General features: G+C 62.2%; 9 protein-coding genes. 4 read left to right on the top strand and 5 right to left on the bottom strand.

Translation table 11 applies throughout. The features are described 5' to 3' along the window. Window positions 1-13 precede the first annotated feature (13 nt). Window positions 14-805, top strand: a complete 792-nt coding sequence (locus tag HNP02_RS20905) for a class I SAM-dependent methyltransferase (RefSeq protein WP_184442075.1) — start codon at window positions 14-16, stop codon at window positions 803-805. Between the two features lie 36 nt (window positions 806-841). Here the strand turns inward: HNP02_RS20905 and HNP02_RS20900 are convergent, their stop codons facing one another. Then, on the bottom strand, window positions 842-1,987 hold the full coding sequence (locus HNP02_RS20900; RefSeq protein WP_184442073.1) for a glycosyltransferase family 4 protein: 1,146 nt from the start codon (window positions 1,985-1,987) through the stop codon (window positions 842-844). 51 nt (window positions 1,988-2,038) lie between these two features. Then, entirely contained in the window at window positions 2,039-3,259 is a 1,221-nt protein-coding gene (locus tag HNP02_RS20895) for a glycosyltransferase family 4 protein (protein WP_184442071.1), read from the bottom strand. Between the two features lie 400 nt (window positions 3,260-3,659). On the opposite strand from HNP02_RS20895, the gene HNP02_RS20890 reads away from it, so the two are divergent. After that, a complete protein-coding gene (locus HNP02_RS20890; protein WP_184442069.1) occupies window positions 3,660-4,475 on the top strand; it encodes a bifunctional 2-polyprenyl-6-hydroxyphenol methylase/3-demethylubiquinol 3-O-methyltransferase UbiG in 816 nt (271 codons plus the stop codon). A gap of 13 nt (window positions 4,476-4,488) precedes the next feature. Here HNP02_RS20890 and HNP02_RS20885 read toward each other — a convergent pair whose 3' ends face one another. Further along, window positions 4,489-6,594 carry an acyltransferase family protein gene (locus HNP02_RS20885; protein ID WP_255506752.1) on the bottom strand — a complete coding sequence of 702 codons (2,106 nt, stop codon included), beginning with the start codon at window positions 6,592-6,594 and terminating at the stop codon, window positions 4,489-4,491. A 508-nt stretch (window positions 6,595-7,102) separates the two neighbouring features. On the opposite strand from HNP02_RS20885, the gene HNP02_RS43780 reads away from it, so the two are divergent. Further along, a complete protein-coding gene (locus tag HNP02_RS43780) occupies window positions 7,103-7,714 on the top strand; it encodes a methyltransferase domain-containing protein (RefSeq protein WP_184442065.1) in 612 nt (203 codons plus the stop codon). Between the two features lie 37 nt (window positions 7,715-7,751). On the opposite strand, the gene HNP02_RS20875 is transcribed toward HNP02_RS43780, so the two are convergent. Then, the gene (locus tag HNP02_RS20875; protein WP_184442063.1) at window positions 7,752-8,837 is read right to left on the bottom strand and encodes an acyltransferase; all 1,086 of its coding nucleotides are present in this window, start codon (window positions 8,835-8,837) and stop codon (window positions 7,752-7,754) included. Between the two features lie 69 nt (window positions 8,838-8,906). After that, window positions 8,907-9,362 carry a hypothetical protein gene (locus HNP02_RS20870; protein ID WP_309241645.1) on the bottom strand — a complete coding sequence of 152 codons (456 nt, stop codon included), beginning with the start codon at window positions 9,360-9,362 and terminating at the stop codon, window positions 8,907-8,909. A 339-nt stretch (window positions 9,363-9,701) separates the two neighbouring features. Between HNP02_RS20870 and HNP02_RS20865 the strand changes: the two genes are divergently transcribed. Next, window positions 9,702-12,515, top strand: coding sequence for an AAA family ATPase (locus HNP02_RS20865; protein WP_184442061.1), 2,814 nt, complete (start codon window positions 9,702-9,704; stop codon window positions 12,513-12,515). Window positions 12,516-12,529: the final 14 nt, after the last annotated feature.

Below are 12,529 nucleotides of genomic sequence, written 5' to 3'. Positions count from 1 at the left end.
TTAGGGTCGCCGTGTGGGGGACAGTTTCGACATCTACCGCAACGTCGGACATCGGTTGGTTCAGGGGTGGATGCTAACCGAGGTACTGACGATGCTGAGCGCCGTCGACGCGGTCCAGCGCGCGCAGGGTGTAGGTGGCGCGGTGGCTGAGATCGGTGTCCACCGCGGCAAGCTCTTCATCGGACTGAAGCTCCTTCAGGAGGGTGACGAGACCGCGGTTGCCGTTGACGTGTTCGGCGACCAAGACCTCAATGTGGACCACTCCGGTAATGGCGACTACCAACGGTTCCTCAGGAACGTCGAGCGCTGGTCTTCTATCGACGGACTGGTTGTCCACCAGGGTGACTCGACCCGGCTACAGCCGCAGCGGCTTGTCGAACTCGCCGGCTCAAGCGTGCGCATGTTCAGCGTTGACGGCGGTCACACGGAGCAAGTCGTCACCAGCGATATGCGGCTCGCGGAAGAAACTCTGGCCGAGGGCGGTGTCGTCGTCGCCGACGACGTCTTCAACCCCGCGTGGCCGGGCGTCGCCGTCGGCACCCTTCGCTACCTTGACGGGGGCGGGGCGCTCGCGCCCTTCGTGATCGGCTTCAACAAGGTGCTGTTCTGCCGACCCGAATTCGGCCACCGGTATCGCGACGCCGTCATCGCCCCGTTCGGCCACCGTGCGCGAATCGAGATAAAGGAATCGGTGTTCGCCGGGCACCCCGTCACCGTGCTCGATCAAGTCAGCGCTACCCCACGCCGGATTCTCCGGCACAATGCGGTGGCAAAGTCGGTCTACAGGATTGTGCGCAGCGGCTGACACCGAAAAGCCCAGGGACGCCGCACTCTTCATACGTCAGCAAGGTTCCGAACCGCGCAGCCGGCGCCAAGAGGGCCGACGCACTCTTGTCGATTTCGCATCTGCGACCGCGGTATAAATGGCCTGATGGGCACGGGCGATGGCTGCAGATCCGAGCGAATCGTCCGCCGTCTCCTGCGCTCCGCCCGCCAGCGTAGTGAGCAAGCCTGGCTCGGTGAACAGACGAATGATTGCGTCTCGAAGCGCTTCCACTGTCGCAGACTCGACGAGAAGACCGTTCACCCCATCCTCGACTGCTTCCCCGAGGGCCCCGACATCAGTCGCGATCACCGGTCGCCCATTCGCGAACGCCAACGGTACGACGCCGCTCTGACTCGCCTCCCGATAGGGCAGAACCACCGCGCAGACCGACCCAAAGAGCGTTGGCAAATCCTCGTCACGGACAAAACCCTCTCGCCATTCGAACAACCGGGGGTTCTGCACGAGAGAACGGGCTCGGGCGCCTTCCGAGCCCCGGCCAGCAACGATGAGCCGCAGATCGCCGACAACCTCCCCCGCGGCTTCCACCGCCTCGATCAGCAGATCGAGACCCTTGTAGTACTCCCACCTCCCAAAGAAGAGCAGCGATCGACCGATCGGCAGGGGGCAGCGCCCTGACGGTTGAGCCAGCGAACCATGAGGGACTACTCCGACGTACGCAGCCGCAGGGACCCGGCGGTCTTCGCGAAGCTGTGCGACCAACCGCTCGCCGTGCACCAGAAATGCATCACTTGTTTGATACAGCGCCCACCTCACCAGTCGTTTGAGTGGGCTCGTGTGGAACTGCTGACCGGGATGGGGCGTCACGTCATGGACCGTCAAGATCCTTGATGCCCGCGGCGCAACAAGGGATAGCAACAGCAGACGCCAGTCCGAATGCCATTGAGAATGCACAATCTGGGGTTGAAAGTCCCTGATTCCCTTGATGATACGAACGACAGCCCCGAGGCTACGTAGGTCAAATTGTTTGCCAGGCACAAAGTCGACCTCAAGTGGACGAAACATTGCCGCTTTCTCGCGGATAGCCTGCCCGGGTAGCCCCAACTCGAAGCCATGGTCCCGTAGCACGCATTTCACTTCGGCAGTCACGTTGAGCGAAACCGCTATCGGCGCAAGGTAATAGATAAACCAGTCCGCGATCATTAGAACACGGAGGTCAGTAGCCGGTGGGTGCGAATCCATCTCGGACCGACCTCAAGCTCGCGTCATGCTGCCGGGGATAGAAGTACCACCCTTACACCTATCTCGCCTGCGGCGACTCGATGCGAGATCGATCGCATGAGAAAAGACAGGTGACAGATTCTGCCAAAATACTTCCGTCGTGAACTCAGACGCGACCCGTGTCCATGCGGCGAGCCCGATGTCATCGATAAGGCCTGGCTCGGCAAGCACGCGCAGTATGGCCCGTTGCAAGCTTCCCGCGTCGCTCGGTGTGACCAAGAAGCCAGACACCCCCTCCTCAATCATCTCGACGGCACCGCCGTGGCGCGCTGCAATGACCACGCATCCGCTGCGCATCCCCTCGAGCACGACGGTCGGCAGAGGATCAGGCAATATCGACGGAACCACGACAACGTGTACTGAGTCGAACAGCTCCGGGATGTTCGAATGGAAGCCGATTACCCGTATTTGGCTCGACAACGCTCGGCGAGCGACGGCCGACTGGATTTCCTCGGTGCGCCATTGTTCATTCGGCAATGGATCGCCAGCAATAATAAAATCGATCGGTTCGCCGTGCGACGCGAGTTCGATTGCCGCGTCCAAAAAGACATGGTATCCCTTCCACTCGCTCAGTCGCCCGGCGAAACAGACCCGTAGCGGTGGCAACCTCGGCTTTGCGTGGAGGGCTCGGGGCGCAATGCCATTCCGCAGTAATGTTACGCGATCCGAAGGACCTGCATTGCCGCACAAATGACGGAACACGGCCTCCGACACGGCGATAACCTGGTCGGCCTTCAGCGGCAGTCTTCGGAACAGCCAGGCTAGCCAGCGGGGATGCTGGATTATCTCGTGGATATGCCAAATGATCGACCAACGATGCCTCCGGCCCAAGAGTCCCCCCACGATCAGAGCCGACGTGTTGAGGTAGACCACTTCGGGATCAAACGCATTGATCTGCGCCTTTACGAACTGCCGGGCCCTTGCAACGCTGACCACGTATTTCGGCAGATTCCCTTTGTTGAGATAGCGCCTTCGGGCAACTCCTAACGGACCGCGCCGAACCTCGACACCCATCTCCGTTAAACGTTCGGTCAGCCATCCGGGACTTGTATCGTCCGGGAGCAGCGCGCGGACCTGCGTGTGTGTCTGGCACAAGTACTCCGCTACAGAGACCAACACCCGGTCAGATCCATAAGCGTCATCGGCGGAGTGCACGAGCAAGATGCGACTACCGGCCTTGAGCACTCCAGTCATGACTTCCGAACCAGGTGTAATGGCGAACGGGTCATTTCGTCAAAGGCACTATTTTGCCGCTCCCCTCGCCCGCTCGGCGCCTCTTGGGGCGGGTACGCCGTTGCCAATCGACAATATGGCGACAAGACGCACGACGAATCGGGTGATTCCCCATGGTTGTCGCTGGGGCCCCCCAACGATCTGTCGTCCGCACGGAATCATCGAGGAACTCCGTCACACTATCTACTGACCGGGCTGCAACCGCGTTCCAGCAGAAGGGCATCCACGTGAACAACCGAGGCCAGGCCGATCGCGGTCGTGTGAATGTCGACTGCCGCGGCTGCGGTCGGGTTGATGGCCTTCACCCTCGATCGCGTCGCACACCCGCCAGTTCTTCCAGATTCTTCAGCCGAGGGCCCCGATGAAATACGCCATCATGAGCACGATTCGCTCGCTCGGCCTGCTCAGCACCGCCGACCGCATGCGGTTCTTCCAGAAGCGGGCGATGGGCGCCCACCGCAACCGCCGCTTCCTCGAGACCCATCCGGATTTCGTGCCGCCGCCGGCCGATCTCGCCTTCGACGCCTACAACATGGTCGACTGGGCGGCCTATCACGAGGGCGGCCTGCGCCACGCTCGCGTCTTCGCGGACGCCATCATGTCGCGCACCGACGAGCACCGGCTGCGCGTACTGGAGTGGGGCTGCGGCCCCGGCCGGCTGATCCGCCACATGCCGATGCTGCTCGCCGCCCGGGCGGCCGAAGTCGCAGGCACCGACTACAACGCGGCCACGATCGCCTGGTGCAAGGCCAACGTGCCCGGCGTTGGCTTCTCGCTGAACGGCCTGATGCCGCCCCTGCCCTTCCCCGACGACCATTTCGAGGTCGCGTACAACTTTTCGGTCCTGACCCATCTCTCCGAGGCAGCACAGCTGGCCTGGACCGCGGAGCTAAAGCGCGTGCTCAAGCCCGGCGGAGTGCTGCTCTCCACCACCCATGGCGAGAATTACCGCTTCTTGCTCACCACCCCGCAGGAGCGGGCGGCTTTTTCGGCCGGCGAATGCGTCATCCAGGGGCGCTTTGCCGAGGGCAAGAAGTTCTACTTCGCCGTCCACCCGCCGCTGTTCGTCCGCCACCGCCTGCTCGCGGACTTCGACGAGGTCGACAAACTGCCAGTGCCACCGGACGCTCATATACAGCAGGACCTGTGGTTCGCACGAAAGAAGATCCAGGTGTAAGCGGCGGTCCTACTCACCCAGCAGCGTTGAACGTAGCTGTCCCACGAAGTAACTCCGTGAACGCTGGCGACATTAGATCGCCGTACTCGCTGCTGATGTGCCGGGCGTCGACCTTCATCGGTGTGGTTCCGGCGAAGATCGGGCAGTAGTTCGACGGGGTGCAAAACAGCCGAGTGGTGTCTATCAACTCGCCGTTGATCAAATGGGCAATCGACGTGTCCCACTTGATTCGGTCGAGATATTGCTGCGTGAGCCTCCCTACGCAGTCGGCAGGCGAACCGTCGGCGCGATAGCAGTCCGACGGCGACTTGTCGTCGGGCGGCGCTGTCAAAAGCGCCACCTTCCCAGCCGATCCGGCGAAACGGTTGATGATGTCGCGCACCGACGACTGATATTCCTGATCCGTAATCGGCTTCTGCGTGTTGGCGTCCACCAGCTCGTTATAGCGGTTCGAGATGAGCACCACGTCGGGGTGCAGCTGATTGATGCTGTCGATAGCGCGCTGTTTTCGCAACGAGCACTGCGCGCGAGCTTCGTCGGAATAGCTCTTGACGTCGGCGTTGACGAACTCACAGCCGAGCAACGCCTGATTGAGCAGCTTCCACTGCCCGTCCGAGGCGTTGACGAAGGCGATGACTGCTGGGAGGTAGGACATTCCGATCGAGTCACCGACGAGCACCATGGTGTGAGGGGCCGCGTCCTCGCCGAACCAGCAATCCACGTCGACTGTAGTGCCGCATTTTGCAAGGTCGGCGCGCACCTTATCTTCTTGGACTACGGCATCCATGCTGGGATTGAGATCCGGCCACGCTTGGGCTTTCACCGCGTCCATGATCTTTTGCTGCAGATCAGCCCCAACCGGCGGCAGCGGCTTGCCACTATCGGATTGCGGCGTGCCGGCGTCGACCGCGGCTGCCGAGATGTACGCAGGAGGCTGCTTCGGCACGGCGAGCAGGCCAGCGGACGCGAGGAGTAGAAACACCGCAGCCACGACGCCGGCGATCTGCCGGCCTGGTGTCATCTCAAAAGTGAACCGTGCCATCAAGCTTCGTTGGATGTTGCCCCAACGGTCGCGCGACCGCCGTGCCTGATGCCGCCATGCCTGCTGATCGCGCGGCTTCAACCATGACGAGGCAAGGATCGGCTGCTCAACGAAGTAGTAAGCGAACGTTGACAACGCAGCCGTAATCCCGATCGCCGCAACGTAGTACTGCCAGCCGGCCGGTTCCATGATTGAGCCGAGGAAGATGATCACCGGCCAGTGCCACAAGTACAGCGAATACGACAGATCGCCGACCGTGACGCTGGCGATGTTCGTAATCGGCCACAGAAACCGAACCGCGCCACCGGTGCCGGCGGCGAGCACCAGCCCCGAACCGACGACCGGCACGATCGCCCACGGGCCTGGGAAACCGATGTCTTCGGTGATCCAGAAGGCGCCTAACGCGATGATCGCGAGCCCGATCCAGGCAAGCGCGGGGCGGATCGCGTCAGGGATCTTGGACATGCTCGCGGCGAATATCGCCAGCAACGCACCGAACCCGAGTTCCCATCCGCGGGTCAGCGTGGAGAAGTACGACCAGCTCGGGCTGCTGGTGGTGTTGAGGACGGCCCACGTGAACGAACCCGCTACCAGCGCGGCCATGATGGCGCCAGCGATCCGGTGACGCGCATTGAGGCTCATCGCCTTGCGGGTTACCAGAAACACGACAACGGCCATCACAGCGGGCCACACGAAGTAGAACTGCTCCTCCACCGATAGCGACCAGAAATGCCGCACGGGCGAGATCGGGCCGCCCGCATTGAAGTAGTCGGTGCCCTGGATCGCGAATCGCCAGTTCGAGCAGAAGAAGAATGCCGCCACTGTGTCCCACCACGTTGTGACTGCGCGACTGCGGGAGAACATCAGCTCCGCGGCGACCGCGATGGCGGCCAGAGTCAATGTGGCAGCGGGAACGATGCGACGCACGCGGCGGCGATAAAACCCGACGAACGAGACGTGCCCAATCTTCTCCGCATCTCGGAGCAGAATGCCGGTGATGAGGAATCCGGAGATGACGAAGAAGACGTCGACGCCAATGAATCCGCCACGCGGCCAGCCGAAAACGTGGTCAAACATGACCAACACCACGGCGACCATCCGAAGCCCTTGGATGTCGAGACGGCGGGCTGGCACCTGCCTCCGAGCGCGGCTGTGCAGTGGGCGGCCGACGGACCGTACTGTTTCTGCAAATTGCGTGCCCGTGACCATGCGGCGGCTCACCACCGCCCTAAGCGTTCTGTGTGTCTGCAGAAGCAATTGGGAGCCAATTCAACTCGATCGCATCAGTGCCGCAAACCCGGTGTACTTCGAACCCGAAGCAGGCAGTTTCCCTTCATGATTCGCCTCCCCCGTCAACTCGGCACCCGGACGACTCTCCGAACGGGCCCCCGTTGCCGATCGACACTATCGCGAGCGGACGGTCAACGAAACGGGTGTTTCCCTATGGTTAGCGCCAACCTGCTCCTCGCGGCCGGCGTTCACTTCTCGGGGAACCCCAATTCGCGTATCGATGTGACGTCCGTCTGAAAGGATTGCTGGACAACTTCATCCGGATAGAAGCTGAAAGGGGGGTGGTGTCTTGTCGGTGGCGACCCGTTTCAAGAGAGTCGTGCGTGAAGCGGCGCTGACATATAGCAAGCTGAACCGCCGCCGGAAGGCTGACGCGATCCTCGCCTTCCTCGGTACGGAGAACGTGAAAGACGTACTGCTCGTGGGCGCGACCGGGCACGAGCACGACGACGAACGCTTGATGTCCCACGAGGGCATTGTGGAACGGCGGATTGCCGACCGCTACGAGATCAAAATGGGCATCAACATCGTGCCGTCACAGATCACCGAGCACCCGTTCATGATCGCCGACGCCCGCGACATGCCGTTCGAAGACGACTACGTCGATTTCGCTCTGGCGAACGCGATCATCGAACACGTTGGTGGAGAGCACGAGCAACGCCAGATGGTTGATGAAATGACCCGCGTTGCTCGCTGTTGGGTGATTACAACGCCAAACAAGTGGTTTCCGGTGGAGTCACACACCCACGCCCTGTTCCTTCATTGGCTGCCGTCATGGCGCCGAAAACACCAGCGCGAGTTCACCAGGTTGTTATCACTGCGTGAATTCCGTGTTCTGCTACCGGCAGGAGTGGAGGTGTCGGGTTGGCCCTGGAGCCCCACCTTCCTTGCGCGCTACGCCCGGTAGTGGGATCGCAGTTGCACTGGTCGCGCCGGCGACGATGCTACCGCTTGACGGGATCCGGAGTGGGGACTGGTTCGATGGTCGCGACCCCGTGCCGGCGCACGTAGGGAAGCCTTGCTTGGAGGTAGCGGGTGATGGGCCGCTCGACGAAGCGGAAGATGAGCGCCGCCCCGATCACAGCAGCGAGAATCGACAGGACAACCGATAGCCCGCCCATCCGGAACCCGATCATTCCCATGGCAACCGGCACGATGGGTGCGACCAGCGGATGGTAAAGGTACAGGCTGTACGACGCGTCGCCCATGTAGGTGACCGGTCTTGGCACACGCCCGCTGATCCAAGGTTCGCCCGCTACCACGACGATGATGAGCACGGCCACGGAGATGTGGCGAATCAGCAAGGAGAGATCGTTTCCCGAGAACTCGCCGTCGGCGAGCGGGACGACGAGCCAGAGAGCGACAACGTACGACATCCAAATCAGAAGGCGGCGAATGGATCCGTCCTTCACCCACTGCCCCACGATCATGCCGACCAGGAAGTAGAGCACGATTGGGTTCAGGTACACCAGCGCTGGCGCCCACTCGTCGGGGCGCACGATGTTGCCAAGAGCGCAGAGAGACAAGACGATCGCGCAGAACCAAATGGGCTTCGCTCGCATGAGCAGTGCGATGGTGAAGACGAAATAGAAGAACATCTCGAAAGTCAGCGTCCAACCCACACCTAGAAGTGGTTCGACGCGTCCCTCGAAGTTGCGCGACGGCAGGAACAGGTACGAGAGAATCGTTTTTCCCGGGTCAAGCTGAGCATGCAGAACCGCAGACGGAAGCGCGATCAGCGTCAGCAACTTGACCGTGGTGGCGATCCAGTACATCGGCACGATACGGACGAGCCGGCGCATGCCGAAGTACTTCCAGCCGTCCTTCGCCCCGGTGAGCCCCCCGGTCGAGATCATCATCACGAACCCGCTGATTACAAAGAAGATGTCGACACCGACCGCGCCGAAGTCCCAGGTCCGGATGCTGGAATCGAGCCGCTCCCCGGCATAGAACGTCGAATGGGTGACAACGACGAGTAGCGCGGCGACGAATCGCAGCGACTGGATGCCATCGAATTTGGAGCGTGGCAAGGCTGGCACTGACTCCCCCTGCCTGATTTGCGGTTCTTGTTCGGTAGGGCCGAGGTGTGCGCTGGCTAATCAGACTTCACAAAGGCCAGAGCGCTTGCAGACAACCTCGCACCATGTCGCGAAGTCCTCACTCTTCTGGCATAGCGCGGGATTCTTGTTGATGGTGGCCGCGGCTTGTATGTCCTTTTTCGCCTTCAAACCTTGCGGACTCATCGCCGAGTTGCCTGGATGGCCCGGCTCGGCGACCTTGTTGTTACAGTTCAGGTTGAGGACGATATCTTTTGCCCGATCGTTTTTACCGCTGGAATTGAGGAATTTCGACTTGTGCGAACTGGTGACGATGCAGTCACCTGTCGCAAGCTGATCGCCATTCACCGCACCGATGACGGCGTTGCCGTTGTACTTGGAGATCGTAGCTGCGGCTTCGTCGTAGGTTTTGCCCGTATACGGGTCCCCAGAAGCGACGCCGGATCCGAACACGGTCACCGAAAGTATCGCGGCGCCAACGGCACCCAGGATGCGCACGACCAAACTCCCCATCAGGAACCCCTCCCCTAGCGGCATATGCCCGCCAATCCGGCGCCGTTCCGCCGCAACCGTTCTCGGCGTCTCAAGCTTGCGGAGTCGGTAGGCACGCGGTATGAATCTAGCCGCGTACCGGTAGGCCTGGAAGCGGGTGTTTCCCTAGCATTTCCGCTCCGATACCCCTATGCCGGACGGGCGCTGAAGTGCCGCCGCCGCCATCCGGCCCCGCAATTTCGACGTTGCTGCAGGTTCCGAATTGGATTCCGCCACCAACCGCGTTGACGGATGCGACAATTGATCTGATGTCCGGGGGGGACTTGTTAGATCGGGGAACGCGTGATGTCTGGGGGACGACTCGTCGGCCGTTCGGCCGAGTTGCGAGCAGTTGCCGACTTCTTGACGTCGATGGCTGAGCGCCCGTCGGGGCTGGTGATCGACGGCGAGGCCGGCATCGGCAAGACCACGCTGTGGTCGGCGGCAACGCAGCAGGCGCGGGAGCGCGGGTTTCGGGTCTACTCGGCTCGGCCAAGTCAGGTCGAGTGGGAGCTCCCTTATGCCGTTGTTGCCGACCTAATCAGCGATGTCGACTGCACAGCACTGAACGAATTGCCCGAGGTCCAGCGAATGGCAATGGATCGTGTGCTGCTGGGGAGCCACGGCGGAAATCCCCCGGGCGACCATCGGGTCGTCGGCACGACAATCCTTTCGATCGTCGAGCGCCTGGCGGCCAAGTCACCGGTGCTGGTCGCCATCGATGATGTGCAATGGATGGACGCGTCCAGCCAGAGTGTCATCGCGTTCGTCGCGCGTCGCCTCGACCGACGGATTGGCGTGCTGTTCACCGAGAGCTCTGGGCTCGACAACACCGAAACAACGGCTTCCTGGCTGCGGCTGGCCAGACAGGAGGGGATCGAGCGAATCCGCTTGGGGCCGATACGCATTGGTGCACTGCACACCTTGATTTCCGACCGCTTGGGTCACTCACTTCCTCGCCCGACGACGGTCCGGATCGCCGAGATCTCTCACGGCAACCCGTCCTACGCGCTGGAGCTGGCGCGCGCGGCCAACATCCAGTCACCGACCGCCGAACCAGTGTTACCTGCCCCGCTAGCCGAACTGATGCGTGATCGGATAGGCCAGCTCGAAGGCGACGTCCGGGATGTGTTGCTAGCCGCGGCATGTGTGTGCGATCCCACCGTCGACCTGCTCGCGCAGGCCACCGGAACCACCACAGCGCGCACTGTCGAGCTGCTCGAACCGGTCGAAGACAAGGGCATCATCGGTATCCACGGCAACCGGGTGCGGTTCAGCCACCAGCTGCTGGCACAAGGCGTATACGCCGACGCCGGTCCAATTCGGCGGCGCAGGATGCATCGGGCGCTAGCCGACGTCGAGTCCCTACCCGAACTGAAGGCCAGACATCTCGCACTCGCGACGGTCAGCTCGGACCCCGCGACGCTGCAGGCCCTGGATTCCGCCGCGGACGCGGCGCGGACTCGCGGAGCGCCGGCTGCCGCCGCTGAACTCGTCGACTTGGCGATCCGTGTCGGCGGTGACACCCCCGAACGCCGGATCCGCGCCGCCGCGCACCATTTCCAGGCTGGCAACACCGGACCTGCCCGCTCAGCACTCGAACCCATGGTCAGCCAGCTGCCGCCAGGCCCGCTCAGAGCGACGGCCGTCAACCTGCTTGCTGAAATGCGTATGTACGACAACAGCTTTACGCACGCTGCCGACCTCTTACGAGGCGTGAAAGTCGACGCCGCGACCGACCCCACGATGCTGGTGCAGAGCCTTCTCCTACTGTCGCATGCCCAACTCAACACCGGGGAGTATGACGAGTCATTGCACAACGCGCTACGAGCAGCGACGTTGGCTGAGGAACTCGGCCTACCTGCCTTGACCAGTCAAGCACGCGCGATGTTGGTGAATGTCGGCCTCGTATGCGGGCAGGGTATCGACGATCGCAGCCTGCAGGACGCGCTGGAACTGGAAGACCCCGGCATCGACGTTTCACTTCCGTTCAGCGCCAGCGCCGTCAATGCACTGGCACTGGCCTGGACTGGACGCCTGGACGAGGCCAGCACTCAGATGCTTGCCGTGAAGAATCGCTGCATCGAGCGCGGCGCCGACAGCCACATCATGTTCGTCGATCTCCACAGCACGTTGATCGACACTTGGCGGGCCGACTACGCCGCGGCCGCACTGACGGCCGAGGATGCGATGGAGCGTGCCCAGCAACTCGGTGGCAATCATATGGCGGTCATTGCCCACGCTGCCCGGGCGGTCGTCGCCGCGTACACCGGGCGTGAACGCGCCGCCCGCGCCGATGCTCATGCCGCGATCGAGGGCGCGATCCGCTGCGGCTCAACGCGACTCGCAGACCTACCAGTCGCGACGCTCGGATTTATCGACGTCTCGCTGGGCAATTACGCCGGAGCACTGACGACCCTGCGGCCGCTGATCGCGCGGTTCAGTGCTCTGCCTGGCACCGAGATTGTCATCGCCGCATTCATCCCCGATGCCGTCGAGGCAATGATCGCATTAGGCCACACTTCCGAAGCCGTACCACTGATCGATGCACTGGAACACAACGGCCGCCGACTCGACCGACCGTGGATGCTGGCGACCGGCGCGCGCTGCCGCAGCATGTGGTTGGCCGCCCAAGGTGACGTCGATGGTGCCATCCGCATGGCGCAGCAAGCAATGGCCGAACACGACCGGCTCCCAATGCCGTTCGAGTTCGCGCGCACGCAGCTTCTGCTCGGGCACCTCCAACGCCGGCAGAGCCTCAAGAAGGTCGCAACAGTTACCTTGGGCGAGGCGTTGCGCGAGTTCGAGGACATGGGAACGCCGTTGTGGGCCAAGCGCGCCCGCGACGAACTGGCCGCCACCAAGAGCGACCCAACCCAATACGTGCGACTGACCCCATCGGAACATTGCGTCGCCGAACTCGCTGCCTCTGACATGACCAACCGCGAGGTGGCTGCGGCGCTCGCAATCAGCCACAAGACTGTCGAAGCGAGCCTGACCCGCATCTACCGCAAACTGGACATTCATTCACGCACCGAACTCGGCGAATGGATGAGCCAATTGGCTGCTGATAGCCCAACGTTCGGGACTGTCACGATTCCACACGCTGAGAGTCAGTAGCCTCGGCTTGGAGC

The organism is Mycobacterium sp. AZCC_0083, assembly GCF_014202335.1.
In the GTDB taxonomy this organism is placed as follows: domain Bacteria; phylum Actinomycetota; class Actinomycetes; order Mycobacteriales; family Mycobacteriaceae; genus Mycobacterium.
This window is presented reverse-complemented; position numbering and strand designations above follow the sequence as displayed.